Genomic DNA, 20,683 nt, shown 5'->3' on the forward strand with positions numbered 1-20,683 from the left:
GCCATGACTCCGTTGGGAACCGCTTCTGTAGCCGCACTTCGTCAATACGTTCGTTTCGCCGATGCCAACTCGATGACCGTGGCCGATTTGCTGCGCCAGTCCGGGCTGTCAGAGGATGTTTTGGAAAGTGATGACGGGCGTATCGATGGTGAGCAGTTTCAAACTTTCCTGCATTTGCTGGCCGAGCGTTCGGATAATCCCATTCTCGGCTTGGAAACGGGCGATTTCGTGCAGCCCGGTTCTTACAGTGTGCTGGGTTATATCACCATGAGTTGTGCCACCTTGGGCGAGGCCGTTACCCGCATTGCCCCCTATGAAAAATTGGTGGGTGACATGGGCACCACGCGTATGCACATGGTGGGGGGTACGGTTACGTTGGTGTGGCGCTGCAATTACACCGATCCCATCGTTCAGCCCCATGTGGTGGATAACGTGTTTGCGTCTTGGGTGAATTACGCCCGTTGGCTGGCGGACACGAACGAGGCGTCACCGCATAGTGTGACCTTGCAACGACAGTCGCCGGGGCCGGAGCTGGAAGGCGAATACCATAAGCGCTGGGGGTGCCCGGTAGAATTCGGGGCAAAAGAAAATACCTTGTCGCTCAGTAAAGCACTTCTTTCCGAACGGTTGCGGCAGCCAGACCCGTTGCTTCGTAAAACGTTGGAAGCCCATGCTCTATCGCAGTTGGCCGAACTGGACACCGATACCGACCTGACCACCAAGGTGAAACAGGGTATTCAGCGGCAGCTGGCGCGAGGCATCACTCGGCAGGACCTGATTGCTGAAGATTTGGGGATGACCAGCCGAACCTTGCAGCGCAAGCTAAGCCAGGAAGGCGCTTCGTATCAGAAGTTGTTGGACGAGGTGCGCCAGCAGATGGCAGAAGATTACCTGCGCGATACTGAGATGAGCATACCGGACATTGCGTTGCGGCTTGGCTATAACGAAACCACGTCGTTTCATCGTAAGTTCAAGGCTGCGGCAGGGCAAACACCGGGGGAGTATCGAAAAGGTGTGACCCCATAAAAAGAAAGCCAGCTCATCGGAGCCGGCTAAAATATTCGGAAAGAACGAAAGTGCCTGAAAAATTCGTTTATCCTGAGGGAGAGCACCCATACGGCGGCGGAGGTACTACACGGCTCCTCCGCCATGGGTGGGTACTGCTTGATCCCACAAATTTAGAATAGGGCTTTTCGAGCTTTCGGTCTGTTTGTGATGTGTGTCGCAGTGTTACTGAATGTATTTGCTACACACTTTCCCGTAATTCCGGTGTGGTTTCGGTAAAGCGCCGGGTTTCGTAGGCGTCCACCAAGCCTTGTACCGCAGCCCGTTCGACATCTTGGACCGTCGGTGTGCCGTCTTCTGCGCTCGCGCGGCACAGCACCATACCGGCTTCCACCGAAATATACCCGGCCGAGGTTTTCAGCGCCTTGTGATTGATGCCGTCGAAAATCCGGCGGAAGGCAGTGGTGGTGCAGTGATCGCTGTTGTGAAAATAAGACACGGTGGCAAACTGATTGTCACCCACACGGCACAGGGCGTCGATTGGGCGAATCAGCGTGTTCAGCCGGCGGGCGATGCCTATGCAAAGTTCGCTCATGATGCTGGGCGGGTGCTTGCGCTTCAGTTCCTGCCAATTACGAATGCCACACATCACGTAAGCAGTAGCGCCACCCCGGGATTCCGCGTGGCGCAGGGTTTTCTCCAGACGCTGGCGAGCATATTTCGCGTTACACAGGCCGGTTTCCAGATCAATGATGTTGTTGCTTTCCAGTTCCTGATTGTTCTCGACCAAGAGAGCGTTGGCGCGCAGCAGGGTGTTCTGGCGATCAGCCATGCGGTCTGCCGCAAAGATTCGGGGGATCAGCTGCTTGGTCATGTCCGATTTATAGATGAAGTCGTCTACGCCCCGGTCAAAAGCTTCTGATAGCGCTTCCACGCTTTCTTTGGCGGTCAGCAGCATAATGTAGGTGTAGTGGTTGTCGTGCTCGTCTTGCTGGCGTACGCGGTCGGCCAGTTCCAGGCCGTCCATTTCCGGCATTAGCCAGTCGGCAATGAGCACGCTGACTGGGCGTTCTTCCATAAGCTTCAGAGCCGCGGGCGCGTTGTTGGCTACGCGTATGTCGCGGTAACCGGCATTTCGCAAGGTGCGGCCGACCACCATACTGCTGAATTTGGCGTCATCTACTACGAGAATGGGTAGGTCGAGATTGGGCATTGTGTATCTACTTGTTACCAGGCCATTGTCAGATGCGATTAGTCGCCGCTCTTGGTATGCTTTGGCGGTTTCTATCATCCGGAATTTAAAATGTCGCCCTAGTATACCCTCGGCGGCCTTTGGAGAATAACGACTATGCCATCTTTTGATATTGTTTCAGAAATTGAAATGCACGAAGTGACCAACGCAGTGGACCAAGCCAAGCGCGATTTGGGCAACCGATGGGACTTCAAAAACGTGGAAGCCGGGATTGAGCTGGAAGACAAGCGCCTGACACTGAGCGCCGAGCAGGAGTTCCAGCTGGAGCAACTGGTGGAAATGATGCGGATGGCGTTCGCCAAGCGCAACATCGACAGCCGTGCGCTGGCGGAAGACGGCGAAAGCAAAGCCGGCAAGCTGGTGAAACAGCACTTCGCGCTGAAGCAGGGCATCGAAACGGATATGGCCAAGAAGATCGTGAAGATGATCAAGGATAAGAAAATGAAGGTGCAGGCCAGCATCCAGGGTGACAAGGTTCGGGTAACCGGCAAGAAACGTGACGACTTGCAGGAAGCCATTGCCATGCTGCGTGAGGCAGAGCTGGATATTCCGCTGCAGTTTAATAACTTTCGCGATTGATGAGTGCCAGGGCCGGGTCTGTGATTCCCGGCCTTTGATTTGTGACTCAGGAGATTAACCTATCCAACTCAGCTCCCTTCTGACCCTGCTCCGGGAATCTGTCTACACCTATACCCGCTGGCAGTCGATTGTCATGCTGTTTCTCGGGTTTTCCGCCGGGCTGCCTTTTCTGTTGGTGTTTTCGACGTTGAATGCTCGGCTTGCCGATGTGGGGGTGGAAACGGCCACCATCGGGTTTTTCAGCTGGCTGGGCATTACCTATTCCATCAAAGTGATCTGGGCGCCGGTGGTGGATCGGTTGAAATTGCCGCTGCTGGACAGGTTGTTTGGCAAACGGCGAAGTTGGATTTTATTGGCGCAGGCGGGTATTGCGCTGGGCTTATTCCTGATGGCCACCGTAGACCCGGTTAAAGCACCGGAAGTGATGGCCCTGTGCGGTTTGCTGGTGGCGTTTTCCTCGGCTACGCAGGATGTGGCGATTGATGCCTACCGCATTGAGATCGCGGAAGAACGGCTGCAGGCTGCTTTGGCGGGGACGTACATATTTGGTTATCGGCTGGCGCTGCTGGTCGCTGGTGCCGGGGCGCTGTACCTGGCGGCGTTCTGGTCTTGGGAAGTGTCGTATCTGGTGATGGCAGCGCTGGTGGGTGTGGGTGCGTTAACGGTGCTGTTAGCGCGAGAGCCTGAAGTAAATCACTACGCTGCGGCGCAGGATATTGCCCACAAGATTGAAGAAGAAGCGAGTAAACGGACCCATTTGCCACCGCGGGTGGCTCGTTTCGTGGGTTGGTTTTATGCCGCCATTGCCGGGCCGTTTGTGGACTTCTTCCGCCGCTACAAGGAATTGGCGATTGCTATTTTGGTACTGGTGGCGGTTTACCGGATTTCCGACATCGCCATGGGCGTAATGGCCAATCCGTTCTACCTGAACTTTATGGGCTTCAGCAAAACCGAAGTGGCCGATGTGACTAAGGTGTTTGGCTTCCTGATGACCATTGTCGGTTCGTTAGTAGGCGGTGTGTTGGTGATGCGTTACGGCGTTCGGCGGATATTGCTGGCCGGTGCGGTGCTGACGGCCGCGACCAATTTGCTGTTTGTGTGGCTGGCCCAGAATCCGCCTGATCTTGTGACCTTGGCCGTGGTGGTCAGTGCCGACAACCTCAGCGGCGGCATTGCCAACGTGGCGCTGATTGCCTGGCTCTCCAGCATGACCAGCGCTTCCTTCACCGCAACTCAATACGCGCTGTTCAGCTCGCTCATGACCTTGCCGGGCAAATTCCTCGGGGGCTTCTCCGGCATCGTAGTGGCCAACTTCGGCTACGCCGAGTTTTTCGCCGTGGCCGCTGCCATGGGCGTTCCTGCCATTCTTCTGGTGCTCTATCTCTTCAAACACGCCGCCCGCCTGGATGCCCTGGCCCCCTCCAAATCCTAAACCGGGGTCAGATCCCCGAGCATTTCGGCTGTCCAAAACTATTGGGGGTTTGCCCCCATTCTCAGGATGAGCAGCTGATGTTCATGTGTTTGCCCCAATCTGGTGGTGCGGCGGCAAAGTGTTCGTAACCGGGGTGTTCGTCGAACGGGGTTTCCAGCACCTTCAGTAGTTCTTTCATCGGGGCGTAGTCGCCGTTTTGGGCTTCCAGAATCACTTGCTGGGCCAGGTAGTTGCGCAGGATGTATTTCGGATTTACCTGGCGCATGGCGTATTCCCGCTCGTCGTGGGGGTGGGTTTCCTTTTGCAGGCGTTCTTGGTAGCGCTCCAGCCATTCGTCTGCGATGCTGCGGTCTGCAAACAGGTCCCGAACTGGCCCATGGCCGTGGCGATTCAGATTAGACAGGCCGCGGAAGAAGTGGGTGTAGTCCACTTTGTGTTCGTGCAGCATGCTGAAGGTTTCCATGATCAGGCTGAGATCGCCTTCATCGGTTTCTGATAACCCGAGCTTGCTGCACATGTTGTGTTTGAAGCGTTCGTTGTAGGCGCTTTCGTAATGGCCCAGGCATTGGCGAATGGTGTCTTCTTCCATCACCGGCAAGAGTGCACTGGCCAGGTACTGACAGTTGGTGAAACCCATTTGCGGCTGGCGGTTGTAGGCGTATCGGCCACCTTGGTCGGTGTGATTGCAGATGTAGCCGGCGTCGAAATCGTCCAGGAAGGCGTAGGGGCCGTAATCGAAGGTGTCGCCGATGATCGACATGTTGTCGCTGTTCATCACGCCGTGGCAGAAACCGACCGCTTGCCAGTCGGCGATGAGCCGGGCCGTGCGTTCCACGACTTCTTCCAGCCAGCGTGCGTAACGCTGCTCTTCTGGCAGGTTAACTAGGTGCGGGAAATGCAGACTGATGACGTGTTCCAACAGCGTTTTCACCGTGTCCGGGCCTTCGTGGTGTGCGGCGAACTCAAAGTGGCCGAAGCGAATGTGGCTTTGGGCGGCGCGCATAAGGGAGGCGGCGGTTTCTATGGATTCCCGACGTACCGGGTCTTTCGCGCTTACCATAAACAGCGCGCGGGTGGTTGGAATGCCCAGGCCGTGCATCGCTTCCGAACATAGGTATTCCCGAATGGTTGAGCGCAATACCGCACGGCCATCCCCAAAGCGGGAGTAAGGTGTGGTGCCCGCGCCTTTCAAATGCCAGTCCCAGCGTGTGCCATTGGGGGCAACTGTTTCCCAGAGCAGTACGCCACGGCCGTCACCTAGTTCGGGGTTGTAGGCGCCGAACTGATGGCCGGTGTACTTCATCGCGACCGGGTCCATACCTTCCAGTAGTTCCGCCCCTGCGCCTATGTTGGTCCAGTCATCTTCATCGCGGGCATGAAAACCCATCTGCTCGGCAAGAGCGTGGTTAAAACACACCATCTTCGCATCGGAAAGCGGCGTGGGCATCACCCGGGAATAGAAACTGTCTGGCAACTCCAGATAACGATGTTCCACCTTAAAAGCATTCGTGCTCATAACTCGACTCTTAAACAATGGGGTCAGACCCCCGCGCATTTGATGGGGTGAAATGTATCGGGGGTCTGACCCCACAGAGTGCAGAGCGGGTTGGATAAATGCAACCGGCATTAAAAGTTTGGAGTTTGAGAGGTGGTGCAGGTAGCGGTGGTTTGTATTCGAAAACAGGGCCGTTATAATCGTCGCAGGCTCAGGATGAGTCGGTTTTCACTTTTAAACTTCAGGGATCGAAGTCATGCCCCAGGCAAGCGGATTGCAATTCACCGCCCGTGTTGGCGAATTCCCCTCAGACCACTTCGTGGTTGCCAGCTTTGTGCTCACCGAAGGTCTGTCCACGCTCTCCCATGGCCGCTTGAAACTGGCCAGCACCGACCCGGACGTGCAGGCAGCAGATGTACTGGAGCAGCCGGTGGATCTGGTGGTGTGGCAAGACGGCCAGCCCCTGCGCCGATTCACCGGTGTGGTGAACGAATTCGTCCGCGGCAATACCGGCCACCGCCGCACCCATTACGAAGTGGTGATTCAGCCTCCCGTGTGGCGATTGGGCTTAATGCACAACAGCCGGATTTTCCAGGCCCAGACCACCGATGCCATTGTGCGCACGCTGCTCGAAGAGCGGGGCATTGTGGATACGGTGTTCGACCTGAAACGCGCGCCCGAAGAGCGGGAATACTGCGTCCAGCACCGGGAAAGCGACCTGAAATTTGTTGAACGACTGGCTGCAGAAGAAGGCTGGCACTACCGCTACCAACATGGCAGCGTGGACGGTGAAGAACAGCCGGCGCTGGTCATCGCCGATCATCACGGTGATGCGCCTAAACTAGAGCCGGTAGAGTGCAACACCAAAGCCGGCGGCAACACCCAACAGGCCTGTATCTTTAGCTTCGCCTACGAAGAGCGGGTACGAGCGTCATCGGTGGCGATGAAAGACTACACCTTCAAGAACCCTGCTTACGCTCTGATGCACGAACAGAGTGCCGGTGGCGTGAATCATCGCGATGACTACCAGCACTACGAATACCCCGGCCGCTACAAAGCCGACGCAAGCGGCCAGCCGTTTACTCAGACCCGATTAGACGCACTGAGAAACGACGCCTCCGTCGCCAAAGGCAAAAGCAACCGCCCGGATTTTGCCGCCGGTGCCAAAGTAGACCTGCAAGACCATGACAGCCAGATCCTGAACCGGGAATGGCTGCTGACCGCCATCACCCACACCGGCAAACAACCGCAAGCGCTGGAAGAAGAAGGCGGTAGCGAACCGACCAGCTACACCAACGAATTCACCGCCATTCCCGCCGATAAAACCTGGCGTGCCCTCTGTGAGCACAAACCGATGATGGACGGCCCGCAAATGGCCATCGTGACTGGGCCAGAAGGTGAGGAAATCCACTGCGACCAATACGGCCGAGTGAAAGTGCGATTCCCGTGGGATCGTTACTCCAAAAACGACGAGCACAGTAGCGCTTGGCTACGCGTATCTCAAGGCTGGGCTGGCGGCCAGTATGGCTTTATGGCCTTGCCCCGAATTGGCAATGAAGTGATTGTCAGCTTCCTCGATGGCGATCCGGACCAGCCGATCATCACCGGCCGTACCTACCACGCCACCAACACACCACCGTACCCGCTGCCGGAACACAAAACCCGCACCACATTAAAAACCAAATCCCATAAGGGCGACGGCAGCAACGAACTGCGTTTTGAAGACGAAGCCGGCGAAGAACAGATCTACGTGCACGCCCAGAAAGATCTGGACCTGCTTACGGAAAACAACCGCACGGAAGTGATCAAAAATGACAGCCATCTAACGGTGGAGAACGACCAATTCAACCACGTAAAAGCGGCTGACAACTGCACTACCGATGGCGAAACCCGGTTGTCCGTTGGCACTGATTGCAGCCAAACCGTTGGCGGTACGTTTCATCAGAAGACTGCTCGAACCATGGCCTCGGAAGCCGGCACCGAAGTGCACCACAAAGCCGGTGCCAAGGTAGTGCTGGATGCCGGAGCTGAACTCACCATTTCCGGTGGCGGGAGTTTTATCAAACTGGACCCCAGCGGGGTCACGCTGAGCGGGCCGGGAATCAAGATTAATTCGGGTGGGGCGCCGGGGAATGGTTCAGGTCAGGGAGCTGTGATGCCGGGTTCGCCTAAAACCTTTGGGGCTGAGCCGGCTCAGGTCGTTGACCCTGTCGAGTTAGCCGAAGTGCCTCTTACCAGAATCCAATATCAGAACATGGTCACTGATGCTCCGTTCTGCGAGGAGTGTGTTGCGTGCCAAGATGGTGTTTGCAATGTCTGAACCTCTTAACTTTCGCTCAGCATTGAAATCACTGGAGGAACACTGCGGCGAAAACGCGAGAGCGTACGCTGTTCTGAGCGGCACCAGTGACTCTAAGCCCGTTCAGAACTTTTTTCGTACCGATGGGCTTACCGCGCTGCCGTTGTATATGGGAACTCCCTATGCCGGATGGCATGAGGTGATGCCATTTCTTGTACAGATTACCCCGTCCAGTGCTTTTCTTGATTGGGTTGAAATAGCAGGCAGCGAGGATTGGGGCTGGGGTTTTGTCAGTAGTGAACCATTTGATGTTGTTTTCGGACACATTCGGAGTCTCACCAAGATAAAGCTGGCCAGCGGTCAGGAGGTGTTCTTTCGCTATTGGGTTGCTCGATTCTTGGGACAGATGCTTCTCAACGTTGATGAAGCCCAGCGCGCGAGCTTAATGGGCCCTATTGAGGCCATCGTTCTGCCATCTGGAGAAACGATCCGTCACCCCGGTAAACCTAGTGTGGTTAACCCGGAACCTGAATTCCCTTGGTTCACACTATCCGCTGAAGCTCAGAATAAGATTGCGGCCCTTTGTTGGGAAGTGTTGATAGATAACACGATTGCAGCCCTGGGGAAGACAAAGCCATCACCGTTAACCCAGTACCCGGAACCCGTCGCCCGCAGGAAAGTTGAGCGCTATGTAAAACGTTTGTGCAACGGTGATGTGGTCACCGAGCTAGCCCCGTTACAATTTCAATCGATACACCAGTCCCTGATGCAAGAGGCGTCGTCGGGCTTTCGCAGATAAAGGATGAATTAATGACCGAGTCAAGGACGGCTCTTCGGGAGTCTCGGCAGGCATCTGACGGATTGCCTGATATCAACGCTATCACTCGCGAACTGCGGGAATCGCTTTCCAGCACCTACGATGATTGGCAGGACGGTTGGTTTTCATCGATCTTCATGGGGCACGAACAAGTTCTTGAAGTAAATGGGGAAGCCAGCCGCGAGAGCGTAAGTGATGATGAGGTCGTCTCGGCAACCGTAGCCCCTTGCGAGGAAAAACGGACAATCAAGATCGCCCACTTTCATGAGAACGTGAGCAAAACACCTATCCCTTCTACTCGATTTGAGGTTCAGGAGAAAATCGTTGGATGGATTTTTGATGACTGGGATACCGTTCACAGCGGCACTACCGATGATAATGGTGTCGCAGAAGTTCCTGTGACACCTGGTAAGGAATATCGGGTGGTTTTGGCTCCAGATGTTTCTCGAGCTGACATGGCTGCGCTCTACGAAACCTACGTAAGCTTCATCGAACGATGTTGTTCGTTGCTCGAAAACACATGGAATAACAGCGCCAGACAGGAGTGGGAAAGGTACCTGAACATGGGGTCCGGAGCTCAAGCCCTGGCTGTGTATGCTCGCTTTCAAGAGGGCATAGCGGATGGGTTTACAGCTGTGCTGGATGACATTCGCCGGGTATACGATGTGATTTGTGGATTGCTGGATCATGATTTCAGCAACCTTCCCGATGATCTTCGTGAGCAAATGGAAAATCTGAAAAAGGTTGATGACGCCTACCTGAAAGCGTGCCTTGTGGCCAATGACGAGATTTTCCTTTTTCTGGTGATGTACACGGTACGACAGTACTTCCGCTTGTTGGCACCAACACAGGTGGCCGAGATGTCGGGAGAGCTGGTTGGCCAGATATTGTTCGATGTGGTGGTCGGCCTGATCATTACGGGCGGTGTCGGGCTGGCGGCTAAATATGGCGCTCGAATCGGTAGCAAGGCGGCTGCCGGCGCCATGAACCTGTCAGACAGCGCCCGCAAAGGTAAAAACACTCTCGGTGAGTTTCTTGGTCAATTTGCCAAGGAGTTTCAGGAGTTCATGGAAACCATCGGGACCAATCACCGAGATATCCAGCTTGCGGGGATTGGTCGTCTTGATTCTTCCAGTACCCAACCTGGCCAAGGTGTCCGTAATCGCCATAATGCCTACCAGGAAATAGCGGACGGCGATGAGGTCGCTAACCTGCAAGCCTCCGGACGAGATCATGCGGCTAGCAGTCAGCTCGAAGCTCCACCGCGCGATGAAGCCTCTCCTTCCAAGACAGATCAGGGCCGCGCCACAAAGGATAACGAATCAACTGAAAGTGTGGCTGATCCCGTCAGCACGGTTACTGGCGAGGAAGTGCTGGAGCTAACGGATGCCCGTTTGGTAGGGCTATTGCCGTTCGAGTTCAAGCGGGTTTATCGCTCTGGCAGCAGCGACCGTCGTCTGGATATGGGTTATGGCTGGCGCCATAGCCTGAACCATTCCCTCACGTTCGATGACAGCGGCATTACCTGGCATGACCACGAGGGTAAAAACACTCGTTTGCCTGAGCTCGACAGTACACCTTTCGGGATGAACTCCCAGGCGGGCATGGCCGCCTGGCGAGAGGGTGAGGAAGTTGTTGTCTGTGCCGGCGAAAAAGCGCTTCGTTATCACTTTGTCCAGCAGGGCAGCTCCGGACAGCTCGTGCGGATTTCTGATGGTTACGGCAATAGGCTTCGAATCGATTATGACCTGCAGGGCCGTCTCCAATTCCTTACCAATGATTCCGGTAATGCACTCGCTTTCGATTTTGACGATGAGCGTCTTGTATCTGTTCGGTTGTTGCGCCGAGAGCTGACAGACACTGGCTACCAGTGGCATTCGCTGCGAACCGAGCGTCGTTACAGCTACGACGACAGCCATGACCTGATCAGTGCTGAGGACGCAGTGGGCGGCATTGAGCACTATGGCTACGAAAACCATATGTTGACCCATCGTCAGCTTGCCGGTGGTTATAACTTCTATCTGGCCTGGGACGAGGCGTCGCCCAAAGGCCGGTGTGTTCATCAATGGGGTGACAGCACCCAGGTTGATACCCGGTTCGAGTGGGATGACGAAAATCATACCTGCACGGTTAGCTATGTGGACGGTAGCCGTGAAATCTGGCGTTACGACGGCGCGGCGCAGTTGCAGGAGAAAATTGACCCGGATGGCGCCAAACACCTGAGCGAGTACGACGAACAGGGGCGGTTAAAAGTCACCATCGACCCCATGGGGGCCCGGACAGAATACCAGTACGACAAGAGTGGGCGGCTCCAGAGCAAAACCGGCCCGGACGGCCAGCCCATTTTGTTTACCTATCGAAAGGGGCGCATTGCTGAAATCCATCGCAATGGCCAGACCTGGAAGTTTGATTACACCCGGCATGGTGACCTGGCCTGCGAAGCCGATCCAAAAGGACGAATTACCCGGTACACATACAACGCTCAGGGCCAGCTCACGCAGGTTGATCTGCCGGACGGTCGCGCTCACAAGTGGGGCTGGAACAGCCAGGGCCAGCTCATTGAGGAAACCACTCCCACCGGGGCGTTCTACCAATATCGCTACGATGAGTTTGGCCAGCTTCTGGCCAAGAAGGACGCCCGGGGTGCCATTACCCGATACCGGTACGATGGTCTTGGACGAGTTACAGAGGAAATCCTCTCAGGCAACCGGTCTCGTCATTATCAGTACAATGCGTACAACAAGGTCACCCGTTTCGTTGACGAACAAGGGCGGGAAACCCGCTACGAGTATGACAACAACCTTCACCTGCTCACCCGTCGCATCAACCCGGACGGCAGCGAGCTTCGTTACCGTTATGATCACCACCGGTTCCTGCTGACTCACATCGAAAATGAGCGGGATGAAGCCTACCGCATCGACTATTACCCGAACGGGTTGGTCAAACAGGAGACCGCTTTTGATGGCCGTCGCACCGCTTACCAGTATGACCTGAATGGCCATCTGACGGAGAAGGCTGAGTACGGCACTTCCAGTGAGGTCCTGCAAACCACTACCTATGAGCGGGATGAACTCGGCCAGTTGCTGAAGAAGACGCTACCCGATGGCCGCGTGATTCAGTACGGCTATAACGCGGACGGCAAACTGATCGGGGTTGATGATGGCCACTGGCCGTTGGCTTTCGAGTACGACGAATTCGGTTTGTTGAAAACCGAACATCAGGGCTGGGCCAGCCTCCGTTACCGTTATGATGAATTTGATCGCCTCAACGAATTGGTGCTGCCGGACGGCCAGGCGTTGGCTTACCATCGGGACGCAGCGGGGTTGTTGTCAGGTATCGACCTGAATGGCCAATCGCTGACTCGCCACCGAATGGCGTCCACCGGCGAGGAAATCGAACGGCAACAGGGTGATCTTCTGAGCGCCTATGTCTACGACGACGAAGGCCGCCTGACCCAGCACCGGATTCATCAGGGCCGCCTCAAGGATATCAGCGCCCAGCGCGACTACCAGTACAATCCGAATGGAAATCTCAACAGTATTCAGGACAGCCGAAAAGGCCTCCGGCAATACGTTTACGATCCCATGGATCGTTTGGTTGGCGTACGTGGGGACCTCTACGAACAACTCATACACGACCCGGCCGGCAACCTGTTGGAACAGAGTCTGGGCGATCCGAGTGGTCAAAACGCCAATGTGCGCGGCAATAGGCTCACCATGCACGGTGACTGCCATTATGAATACGACGAATTCGGCAACCTGATCGAGGAGCGGCGCGGCAAAGGCCAGAAACTGGTTACACGGTATAACTACGACTGCGAGCACCGGCTCACGAGCGTCACAACGCCGGATGGTAGCACCTGGAATTACGAATACGATGCCTTTGGCCGCCGCATCGCCAAAACCAACGGCCTGATTCGCACCGAGTTTTTGTGGCAGGGCGACCGACTCATTGCTGAAGAAACTGGCGACCAATACCGTACCTATGTTTATGAACCAGACACCTTCAAACCGCTGGCTCTGGTGGAAGGTTATGGCCCTGAACAGTCCAGCGTTTATTACTACCATCTGGATCACTTGGGCACGCCCCAGGAACTTACGAACACCCGTGGTGATCTGGTTTGGTCTGTAACTTACCGGGCTTACGGTAATGTAGTGCGCCAGATGGTGGCGGAAATCGATAATCCGATTCGCTTTCAGGGGCAATACCATGACCCTGAAACGGGGCTGCACTACAACCGGCATCGATACTACAACCCCAACACCGGGCGATTCATGACCCCGGACCCGATCGGGCTTGCGGGTGGGTTGAATAATTATCAGTATGTGCCTAATCCGACGGGGTGGGTGGATCCGTTGGGGTTGGTGTCAGTAGGAAAAGACTCCCCTAATCAAGTTACTCTAAGTGGTGGTGTCGAACCGGGTGTTCCGATAACTGACCCTGCTCGCTTACTACCGCCGCCAAAGGGCGAGAATCCTTGGATGCCAGGGACTCAGTTGGTGAGTGACGTCGTTGGCGACGAGGGAATGACAGTATACCGAGCTCATGGTGAAGGCAGGGCAACGGGCGGTTGGGTTACTCTCGAACCGCCACCACATCAAGGTTATGTCAGAAAAGAGCTCGCGGTGCACCCTGATTGGAATGATGCAACCCACTACTCCGAGATCTTGCTCGCCCCGGGTACCCGATATCAAGCTGGGATAGCCGGGCCCCAAGATTTTCCGGGAGGGGATGGGGGCGGCCATCAAATCCAAGTGCTTAACTTTGAGGACATCTTGAAGCAAGAGGTTAGGTCAACAAATCAGCTGCCAACGGAGTAGATAAATGTCTGATATTAAATTAATTTCTCCTTCTGGAAACTATCAGTTGGAGTTGGTTTATGCTGGAGAGGTTCATTTTGGTCCCCCCTATTTTTCTATTGTGGCTAAAGGCTTTTCCTTGGATCCGAATTTATCGCCGGTTACTGAGGAGATTCTGTGGAGCCCCAACGAAAAGTACCTCTGCTTGGTGGTCATAAGAAGTAGTGGCCAAGAATTGGTGTCTGAGCTTAATTTGGTTTCTGTATCAACTGGTACAGGAACTGTGATAGAGCGGAGAAAGGGGCAGATTACTGTAAACTCTGTTAATGACAATGGTGAGGTCGAATATGTAGTCAGGTTGTCTGGAAATAAAGTGGTGAAAAGAGCTTAACTTATAGCGAACCACGCCCCGGCAACCTGCTGGAACAAAACCAGAGCGTGGCCAGTGGAAACTCCGCCAATGTACGTGGCAACTGCCTCACCATGCACGGCGACTGCCACTACGAATACGACGCCTTCGGCCGACGTATCGCCAAAACCAACGGTCTGACCCGAACCGAATTCCTGTGGCAGGGCGACCGACTCATTGCCGAAGAAACCGGGGTTCAGTACCGCACCTATCTGTATGAGCCAGACGGCTTCAAACCCCTGGCGCTGGTAGATGGCCACGGCCCGGAAAAAGCCGAAGTCTATTACTACCACCTGGACCATTTGGGCACACCCCAGGAACTGACCAACCAACAGGGCCAGCTTGTCTGGTCAGTCACCTACCGGGCCTATGGAAATGTTGTTCAGCGGCAGGTTGCAGAAATTGACAACCCACTGCGCTTCCAGGGCCAGTACTACGATTTGGAAACCGGAAAAATGCACCGTAGAAAAAGACGCGGCCTAAACACAGAAACAGTGTCAACTATCTTGAAAAACACCGCTGGACGACACACTGGAAGACGGCTGCAGCGAGTTTAATCGTGTCACCGGGCAGGTTCGCATGGCTTTGGGTCGCAAGCGTTATTTCGAAGCCCCGTTTGTAGAATTCGATGCGTATGTGGATCGGGTGATTCAGCAGAGCGGTGTGTTCTACCGTCTCATTTTCGTGCACCGCTACACTCAAAAATCGTTCCACAAAACCGCTTTCAGTACTATTGAATCCAGCAAACCGGAGGTTCTGGCGCTCTGGGACGTACTCCAGACATACATGGATGTGTCGCAACCGCTGCCTGACGTACCAAGGCTAGAACCCTTCCGCCATCTGGACCCTGTCACCGCGGAGCATGACGAACGGACCGGCCGCAACCCTCGCTTCTGGCGCGATTTGGATTTGGAAGCTTGGAAGCAAGGGGAGGGCGCTCAGTGGTTGAAGCGGCAGGTGGAATACCCGTGGGGCGAACGTAAGTGCAAACTCACGCCGCAGCTCGGAAAGATCTCGATGGATGAGTACCGCAAGCTGCGCCCTGAAACAGCATGGCCGATTTAATATCGGCCCTTCCCTCACCAACTCCCCACATTCTCCATGCTCGCCCATGGCTCCTGAGCCGGTAGAGCCTCACCCTTCTGCAACAACTCAATAGAAATCCCGTCCGGGGAGCGAATAAACGCCATGTGACCGTCTCTCGGAGGGCGGTTGATGGTAATACCGTTGGCCTGTAGCTTCTCACACAAGGCGTAGATGTCGTCTACCCGAAATGCGAGGTGCCCGAAGTTGCGGCCGCCGGTGTATTCCTCGGGGTCCCAATTGTAGGTCAGTTCTATGGTGGGAGCTTTGTCTTGCCGGGCGCGTTCTTCGTCTTCAGGGGCGGCCAGAAATACCAGAGTAAAGCGGCCCTTTTCGCTGTCTTTACGGCTGATTTCCACCATTCCAAGCAGGTCGCAAAAGAAGTGAAGGGTCTCGTCCAGGTTGCTGACCCGAATCATGGTATGTAGGTATTTCATCGTGTTCTCCTGTGTTGATGTTGGGTTAGCGTTTGCTTTGGGGCCAATCGCGTGGGACCACAAACCAGCGCTCTTTCTCTACCCAGCAGGATAGCTCGGGTCGCCAAACCATTTCAGCAAACAAGGCCGGAATGCCTTCGGCTTCAACCCATTGAATGGTTGTGCGTGCCGCTTTGGCATCTGGCGTATCTATTTGGCTCCAAGGGCCAATCCAGTGCGGTTTGTTGAGGCGAACCCAGCGGCTGCTGTCCTCTGTCGCCAAGTCCGCAGCATAGCGCCATTTCCCGGTCAGGTGGTCGTCGGGAACCGTGTCCGGGAGCTTAGCGGTATCCCCGTTAGGGTAGAACAGATATCCGGGCATGAATATCCGTGGTTTGACGGGGTCGTGAATGCCTAGCTCAGCTAACACGCGTTGGGTTTCAGGCCGCTGGGTCATTTGGCTTTGGTGAGACAGCATGTGGTTGGTTTTAAGATCCAGCCGGTCCCGGGCATTGGGGCCGTACCACAAGGTTGGTCCGTCGGCAGCGGGTACGCCCAGATAGTATTTGATGGCGATTTCATGGTGTTCCAGGTCGCCGGTAACCGCGTTTCTCAGTACGAAGTCCAGCTCGCCCAGTGTCTTGGTCTCGGTTCGTATTTGTTGGTTTTTCAAAACAATTTCCCAGCCCATGAGATCGTTCAACATCACCTCATAAAGCCGCTCGAAGTAGTGCCCAAGCCGTTTTTCTGTAGGGGCTGACAAACGAACGGGCGCTTCCTTTGGGTGATCGTCCCAATGGCTCAGCGTGGTTAGGTAATCCGAGGGAAGAAACTCGCAGGGCCTAAAACTGATGGGAGATGCCACCAATTGAGGCGCTTCACACAGCCAGGCCAAATGGCGGACGGCTGGAGTTTTGAAGCGATGTAGGAAAAGCAGTTCTGAATCTGTATTCATACGGTCAGGATACCTGAAACCTAAAGCGGGTGAGAGGTCGAAAAACGGTTCCTTACTGTCGATAGCTTTCAAAAGTTTAATTCACGGGCGTAAGCGCCGTGTGACCTCCACCGACATCAAAAAAGGCAGAGTTTGCTAAAGTGCTGAGCTGTTTTATCCCCAATGGAGAATGTCTACATGGAAGATTGGCAAGGATGCCTGGAGCCGCAATGCCAGCAAGCATTGCTGGTGGCCCGAGACGAGGTCGTGAAGCGGGGTGGGGCTGTGATTACTGCAGAAGACTTTCTGTTGGCGATGCTGGATGAGGTTGATGCGGTGGCTCCGTTTCTAAAGCGGCAGGGTGTGGATTTTGATGAACTAGTTCGGACGATTCAGGGCGAACAGCCGATTGTTGCCGAAGTCCACGGGGACGGCGATTTGTCGTCCCAGCTTATCTATTGGATCTCAGCCACACGCGAGGTTATTGAAAGCCCTTGGTTGAATTGGTCACAGCTTTTACGGGGTCTGGTGAGTTGCGCTGAACGCCTGCAAGATAAAGCTTATGTGGCGGTGCTGGAATTGGTGACGACCTGGCCGGATGAAGGCGGAAGTGCTTCTCGCGAGCAAAATACAAACACGCTTGGGCACACCCCACTCACAATCGTGGAGCCGGGCTGGCTGGCCTTGGCTGAGGATGTGGCCGTTTCTCTTTCCTCAAATAAAACCGGGCTGATTTGGGTTCAGGGCGAACGAGGCAGCGGCAAAACCGCGTGGTTGCAGTCACTCTTGGACACGCCTGGGCTCTTTTGGGTGCAGATTGACCTGCGCCGACAGGCCGAAGTGATGGCGCAGGAACAACCTGCAGTGCCCTCTCAAGGTGAGGAGGCTTATGGCTGGCCGGTTTTGGTATTAGATAATGTATCGCCGCTTGAATTGCTGGAGTTGATGGCGCAGCCAAACGGCGTCGCCCGAGAGCTCGTGTCTGGCTGGTGTGGGCCCATTTTGTTGCTCGCGCCCTGCGCGGAGAGCGACACAGATGGTGAGCAGCGGTTAAGCCATTTACTGGGTAGAACGCTGGAAGTGGTCACCATGCCGCCGGTGAGCACCGGGCAACGACGTGCGATTCTCACGGCTCATCAACCGTTGATTGAGAAACGATTTAATGTGGAAATCGCGCTTGCCGCGGTGGAATATGCTGCTACCCGGCAGAGCCGGTGTGTGGCCTCGCCGGGTGGAATGCTTGAATGGGTACGACGAGCCGCTGCTCGCCTGCAGATGTTTGCCAGCCGCGGGCCATTGGAGTCCGTCGCGCTCGCAGGCAGGCAAGACGTCGCTCGGAGGCAGTCGTTGGTATCTGCAGCAAGGGGAGAGTCGTTTCGCAACGACGACCCTGACATGCAAGACTTGGAATTGTCCAGGGCTGCGTCCGAAGTGCTTTGGCATGAACGCCAACGTTCGGGCACGTTGCGGCGATTAACGGTGGACGATCTTCGGCAGGAATTAGAGCGATGGCTTGCAGCCGCGCCAGAGCCGGTTCACTATGTGCGGCAGTATGAGCAACAGCATGGAGATACCTTGGGTGCAGGATCTGGAAATATACATTCGTGACCTTGAACCGGGTGCCGTATCCCGGTGGCTTGAAGGGCAGCTTGATGATGTCCGGCTGGACGATGCCGATGTGACCTCGGTTGCTAAAGGCAGTGCGCAGTTCAACGGAAGTGCGCTGCGTATTACCTTGTACCCTGGCGCGTTCGGGAAACGGTTCACATCGCTGGTGATTGAGGGCGACGAGTTGCCGTGGAACAACGATCTTGAGTGCGCTCGAAGCGCCTGGAGAATGATGGAAGGGGAGATCCGCTGCAGCTTAGGCGAGTGGCAGGAAGGTGATTCACTGGATGATGAAAAGTGGTGGCGATTGGATCACCGCGGAGAACAGCAGGTCGTTTGGAATTAACAGCGCCCTGAACGTAAAAAGGCAGCCGATCAAGGCTGCCTTTTTGTTTTAGCAGGGAACGATCAATCGCTCAGGATTGATACGTTGTCAGCCTGCAGGCCTTTGTCGGCATCAACCACGTTGAAGCGAACCAGTTGGCCCTGCCGCAGAACGCGGCGACCACGGCCACGAATGGCGCGGAAGTGAACGAAGATTTCGTCGCCGCTTTCACGCACGATAAAGCCGAAGCCTTTTTTGACGTTGAACCACTTAACGGTACCGTCTTCGTCTCCTTCCGGAGTGCTGTCGTCAAAGTCGTCTTCGTCGTCGTAATCGTTCTGTGGCTGACTGGTACGAGCCGGGCGGTTCTGGGCGCGAGCGGGGGCAGCAGGCGCGGCTTGCTTACCGGCAACCAAAACAGCGATAAAACCCACAATGGCGAAAACAGCAAACGCCATCAAATACGCGGCAATACCACCTTGACTACCCAGAGCTTCAACGCCTTCGCCCATAGCGAGCAGTTTCAGCGGTGCCGGGGTGGCAGACAGTAGCAGGCCTAGTACAAACGGTGCCGGAATTGCGATCAGGATAGCAACAAGGATCGCTTTGGCTGGATTACGCATTGGTTGGTTATTCTCCATAATTAAACGCTAACGATAAAAAGCCGTACATCGGGTAAAATGGCATGTCCGGCAGTGAACACCGCCGCTGAATTCTGTGTTTAGAATATCTGGCGTTGGCGGTAAAAGGCGCCATGATACCAGATTAAAGAAAGGGCTGACCAAATCTCATGAGTAAAAAGACTCTCGAAGACCGGATTGCAGATCTGGAAATGCGACTTGCGTTCCAGGATGACGTGATTAACACCCTGAGCGAACAAGTAACCAAGCAGGAAATGGACATTCGGGAGCTGTGGGAGGCGAAGCGGCTGATGCATCAGCAGCTTAAGGATGTGTCGCCCTCCCACATACGGCGGGAGGATGAGGAAACCCCGCCGCCGCATTATTGATTTCGGAGTTGGGCTTTAACTCCTTCTAATTATCCTAGTAGTTCGACCAGAATCTGTTCGTAAATGTCGGACAGAATATTCAGATCTTCCGCTTTTACACACTCATCCACTTTGTGGATGGTAGCGTTGATGGGGCCGAGTTCGACCACTTGTGCGCCGGTGGGGGCGATAAAGCGGCCATCTGACGTGCCACCCGAGGTAGACAACTCGGTTTCCCGACCGGTGACGGTACGAATGGCTTCCTGGCTGGCTGATACCAGCGCGCCCCGGTCGGTCAGGAACGGGCGGCCGCTGAGGTGCCATTGAAGGTCGTATTTGAAGTCGTGGCGATCCAGAATCGCTACCACGCGTTCTTCCAGACTCTCGGCGGTGTTCTCGGTGCAGTAGCGGAAGTTGAAATGCACCACACATTCGCCGGGAATGATGTTGCTGCCCACACCGGATTCAATTTTGGTGATCTGAAAGGTGGTCGGCGGGAAGAAATCGTTGCCGTTGTCCCAGAATTCTTTCGCTAAGGCATCCAGAGCGGGTGCAACGGTGTGTACCGGGTTTTCGGCCAGATGCGGGTAGGCCACATGGCCCTGAGTACCGTGTACGGTCAGGTAGCCGTGCAGTGACCCGCGGCGGCCGTTTTTGATCACGTCGCCTACCTCGTGGGTGCTGGACGGCTCGCCAATCAAGCACCAGTCGATTTTCTCGTTTCGGGCTTCCAGCGTTTCAATCACTTTAACCGTGCCATCGTGGGCCGGGCCTTCTTCATCACTGGTGATGAGCAGGGCGATGGAACCGCGATGATTCGGGTTCTTGGCCACAAAGCGTTCACAGGCCGTGACAAACGCCGCAAGGCTGCCCTTCATATCAGCCGCACCGCGACCGTACAAGAAGCCTTCCTCAATCACCGGCTCAAAGGGGGCATGAGTCCAGTTTCGCGCGGGACCGGTTGGCACAACGTCGGTATGGCCGGCAAAGGCCAGTACTGGGCCGTCGGCGCCTTTTCGTGCCCAAAGATTGTCGGTTTCGCCAAATCGCAGGTTCTCGCCGGCAAAGCCGAGTGGGGCGAGGCGGGACATCATCAGTTCCTGACAACCGGCGTCGTCGGGTGTGACCGACTGGCGGCGAATGAGGTCCATGGCGAGTTGGAGAGTAGGCGATAAGGTCATAGGAAGGCTCTTGCTTGTTCTGGAATGGCCCCTCTTCGCGGCGGAAGAGGGGCTTGTGCGG

The 20,683-nt window shown here is 55.3% G+C and carries 18 protein-coding genes; 12 read left to right on the forward strand and 6 right to left on the reverse strand.

Features of this window, described 5'->3' with window-relative positions; translation table 11 throughout:
* Positions 1 to 3: 3 nt before the first annotated feature.
* Positions 4 to 1,026, forward strand: coding sequence for an AraC family transcriptional regulator (locus MWU64_RS13680; RefSeq protein ID WP_247064943.1), 1,023 nt, complete (start codon positions 4 to 6; stop codon positions 1,024 to 1,026).
* 220 nt (positions 1,027 to 1,246) lie between these two features.
* Here MWU64_RS13680 and MWU64_RS13685 read toward each other — a convergent pair whose 3' ends face one another.
* Positions 1,247 to 2,218 carry a response regulator gene (locus tag MWU64_RS13685; protein ID WP_247064944.1) on the reverse strand — a complete coding sequence of 324 codons (972 nt, stop codon included), beginning with the start codon at positions 2,216 to 2,218 and terminating at the stop codon, positions 1,247 to 1,249.
* Between the two features lie 135 nt (positions 2,219 to 2,353).
* Here MWU64_RS13685 and MWU64_RS13690 point away from each other — a divergent pair, with 135 nt between their 5' ends.
* Together MWU64_RS13690 and MWU64_RS13695 are read left to right on the forward strand one after the other, a co-directional pair.
* Positions 2,354 to 2,836 (forward strand): YajQ family cyclic di-GMP-binding protein, encoded by a 483-nt coding sequence (locus MWU64_RS13690; protein ID WP_247064945.1) that lies wholly within the window; start codon positions 2,354 to 2,356, stop codon positions 2,834 to 2,836.
* 133 nt (positions 2,837 to 2,969) lie between these two features.
* The gene (locus tag MWU64_RS13695; RefSeq protein ID WP_247064946.1) at positions 2,970 to 4,268 is read left to right on the forward strand and encodes an MFS transporter; all 1,299 of its coding nucleotides are present in this window, start codon (positions 2,970 to 2,972) and stop codon (positions 4,266 to 4,268) included.
* Positions 4,269 to 4,329: 61 nt separating this feature from the next.
* On the opposite strand, the gene MWU64_RS13700 is transcribed toward MWU64_RS13695, so the two are convergent.
* The gene (locus MWU64_RS13700) at positions 4,330 to 5,784 is read right to left on the reverse strand and encodes a protein adenylyltransferase SelO (RefSeq protein ID WP_247064947.1); all 1,455 of its coding nucleotides are present in this window, start codon (positions 5,782 to 5,784) and stop codon (positions 4,330 to 4,332) included.
* A 235-nt stretch (positions 5,785 to 6,019) separates the two neighbouring features.
* Between MWU64_RS13700 and tssI the strand changes: the two genes are divergently transcribed.
* The 6 genes from tssI to MWU64_RS13730 are packed head-to-tail and all read left to right on the forward strand — an operon-like array spanning position 6,020 to position 15,152.
* Positions 6,020 to 8,083: a type VI secretion system tip protein TssI/VgrG gene (tssI, locus tag MWU64_RS13705; RefSeq protein ID WP_247064948.1), complete on the forward strand. Its 2,064-nt coding sequence runs from the start codon at positions 6,020 to 6,022 to the stop codon at positions 8,081 to 8,083.
* Positions 8,076 to 8,861 (forward strand): DUF4123 domain-containing protein, encoded by a 786-nt coding sequence (locus MWU64_RS13710; protein WP_247064949.1) that lies wholly within the window; start codon positions 8,076 to 8,078, stop codon positions 8,859 to 8,861. The genes tssI and MWU64_RS13710 overlap by 8 nt, the downstream gene beginning before the upstream one ends.
* Before the next feature lie 11 nt (positions 8,862 to 8,872).
* Positions 8,873 to 13,699 carry an RHS repeat-associated core domain-containing protein gene (locus MWU64_RS13715; RefSeq protein ID WP_247064950.1) on the forward strand — a complete coding sequence of 1,609 codons (4,827 nt, stop codon included), beginning with the start codon at positions 8,873 to 8,875 and terminating at the stop codon, positions 13,697 to 13,699.
* A 4-nt stretch (positions 13,700 to 13,703) separates the two neighbouring features.
* The gene (locus tag MWU64_RS13720; protein ID WP_247064951.1) at positions 13,704 to 14,069 is read left to right on the forward strand and encodes a hypothetical protein; all 366 of its coding nucleotides are present in this window, start codon (positions 13,704 to 13,706) and stop codon (positions 14,067 to 14,069) included.
* 47 nt (positions 14,070 to 14,116) lie between these two features.
* Positions 14,117 to 14,644, forward strand: a complete 528-nt coding sequence (locus MWU64_RS13725; protein WP_348645563.1) for an RHS domain-containing protein — start codon at positions 14,117 to 14,119, stop codon at positions 14,642 to 14,644.
* 22 nt (positions 14,645 to 14,666) lie between these two features.
* Positions 14,667 to 15,152, forward strand: coding sequence for a hypothetical protein (locus MWU64_RS13730; RefSeq protein WP_247064952.1), 486 nt, complete (start codon positions 14,667 to 14,669; stop codon positions 15,150 to 15,152).
* Between the two features lie 14 nt (positions 15,153 to 15,166).
* Here MWU64_RS13730 and gloA read toward each other — a convergent pair whose 3' ends face one another.
* Positions 15,167 to 15,607, reverse strand: coding sequence for a lactoylglutathione lyase (gloA, locus tag MWU64_RS13735; protein ID WP_247064953.1), 441 nt, complete (start codon positions 15,605 to 15,607; stop codon positions 15,167 to 15,169).
* Between the two features lie 25 nt (positions 15,608 to 15,632).
* Positions 15,633 to 16,541, reverse strand: coding sequence for a DUF1853 family protein (locus MWU64_RS13740; RefSeq protein ID WP_247064954.1), 909 nt, complete (start codon positions 16,539 to 16,541; stop codon positions 15,633 to 15,635).
* A gap of 177 nt (positions 16,542 to 16,718) precedes the next feature.
* Between MWU64_RS13740 and MWU64_RS13745 the strand changes: the two genes are divergently transcribed.
* The gene (locus tag MWU64_RS13745) at positions 16,719 to 18,128 is read left to right on the forward strand and encodes a hypothetical protein (protein WP_247064955.1); all 1,410 of its coding nucleotides are present in this window, start codon (positions 16,719 to 16,721) and stop codon (positions 18,126 to 18,128) included.
* Positions 18,100 to 18,474, forward strand: a complete 375-nt coding sequence (locus MWU64_RS13750; protein WP_247064974.1) for a hypothetical protein — start codon at positions 18,100 to 18,102, stop codon at positions 18,472 to 18,474. Before MWU64_RS13745 ends, MWU64_RS13750 begins: the two co-directional genes overlap by 29 nt.
* Positions 18,475 to 18,536: 62 nt before the next feature.
* On the opposite strand, the gene MWU64_RS15460 is transcribed toward MWU64_RS13750, so the two are convergent.
* Entirely contained in the window at positions 18,537 to 19,076 is a 540-nt protein-coding gene (locus tag MWU64_RS15460; RefSeq protein ID WP_281496382.1) for a cold shock domain-containing protein, read from the reverse strand.
* 167 nt (positions 19,077 to 19,243) lie between these two features.
* Between MWU64_RS15460 and MWU64_RS13760 the strand changes: the two genes are divergently transcribed.
* On the forward strand, positions 19,244 to 19,462 hold the full coding sequence (locus MWU64_RS13760) for a SlyX family protein (protein WP_247064956.1): 219 nt from the start codon (positions 19,244 to 19,246) through the stop codon (positions 19,460 to 19,462).
* A 29-nt stretch (positions 19,463 to 19,491) separates the two neighbouring features.
* On the opposite strand, the gene dapE is transcribed toward MWU64_RS13760, so the two are convergent.
* On the reverse strand, positions 19,492 to 20,622 hold the full coding sequence (gene dapE / locus MWU64_RS13765; protein WP_247064957.1) for a succinyl-diaminopimelate desuccinylase: 1,131 nt from the start codon (positions 20,620 to 20,622) through the stop codon (positions 19,492 to 19,494).
* Between the last annotated feature and the right edge of the window lie 61 nt (positions 20,623 to 20,683).

It is taken from the genome of Marinobacter sp. S0848L, assembly GCF_023016065.1.
In the GTDB taxonomy this organism is placed as follows: Bacteria; Pseudomonadota; Gammaproteobacteria; order Pseudomonadales; family Oleiphilaceae; genus Marinobacter.

Excerpts from the sequence above, each read along its gene's own strand:
- MWU64_RS13680 (WP_247064943.1), top strand. The coding sequence starts at position 4 with ATGACTCCGTTGGGAACCGCTTCTGTAGCCGCACTTCGTCAATACGTT.
- MWU64_RS13685 (WP_247064944.1), bottom strand. The coding sequence starts at position 2,218 with ATGCCCAATCTCGACCTACCCATTCTCGTAGTAGATGACGCCAAATTC.
- MWU64_RS13690 (WP_247064945.1), top strand. The coding sequence starts at position 2,354 with ATGCCATCTTTTGATATTGTTTCAGAAATTGAAATGCACGAAGTGACC.
- MWU64_RS13695 (WP_247064946.1), top strand. The coding sequence starts at position 2,970 with ATGCTGTTTCTCGGGTTTTCCGCCGGGCTGCCTTTTCTGTTGGTGTTT.
- MWU64_RS13700 (WP_247064947.1), bottom strand. The coding sequence starts at position 5,784 with ATGAGCACGAATGCTTTTAAGGTGGAACATCGTTATCTGGAGTTGCCA.
- tssI (WP_247064948.1), top strand. The coding sequence starts at position 6,020 with ATGCCCCAGGCAAGCGGATTGCAATTCACCGCCCGTGTTGGCGAATTC.
- MWU64_RS13710 (WP_247064949.1), top strand. The coding sequence starts at position 8,076 with ATGTCTGAACCTCTTAACTTTCGCTCAGCATTGAAATCACTGGAGGAA.
- MWU64_RS13715 (WP_247064950.1), top strand. The coding sequence starts at position 8,873 with ATGACCGAGTCAAGGACGGCTCTTCGGGAGTCTCGGCAGGCATCTGAC.
- MWU64_RS13720 (WP_247064951.1), top strand. The coding sequence starts at position 13,704 with ATGTCTGATATTAAATTAATTTCTCCTTCTGGAAACTATCAGTTGGAG.
- MWU64_RS13730 (WP_247064952.1), top strand. The coding sequence starts at position 14,667 with ATGGCTTTGGGTCGCAAGCGTTATTTCGAAGCCCCGTTTGTAGAATTC.
- gloA (WP_247064953.1), bottom strand. The coding sequence starts at position 15,607 with ATGAAATACCTACATACCATGATTCGGGTCAGCAACCTGGACGAGACC.
- MWU64_RS13740 (WP_247064954.1), bottom strand. The coding sequence starts at position 16,541 with ATGAATACAGATTCAGAACTGCTTTTCCTACATCGCTTCAAAACTCCA.
- MWU64_RS13745 (WP_247064955.1), top strand. The coding sequence starts at position 16,719 with ATGGAAGATTGGCAAGGATGCCTGGAGCCGCAATGCCAGCAAGCATTG.
- MWU64_RS15460 (WP_281496382.1), bottom strand. The coding sequence starts at position 19,076 with ATGCGTAATCCAGCCAAAGCGATCCTTGTTGCTATCCTGATCGCAATT.
- MWU64_RS13760 (WP_247064956.1), top strand. The coding sequence starts at position 19,244 with ATGAGTAAAAAGACTCTCGAAGACCGGATTGCAGATCTGGAAATGCGA.
- dapE (WP_247064957.1), bottom strand. The coding sequence starts at position 20,622 with ATGACCTTATCGCCTACTCTCCAACTCGCCATGGACCTCATTCGCCGC.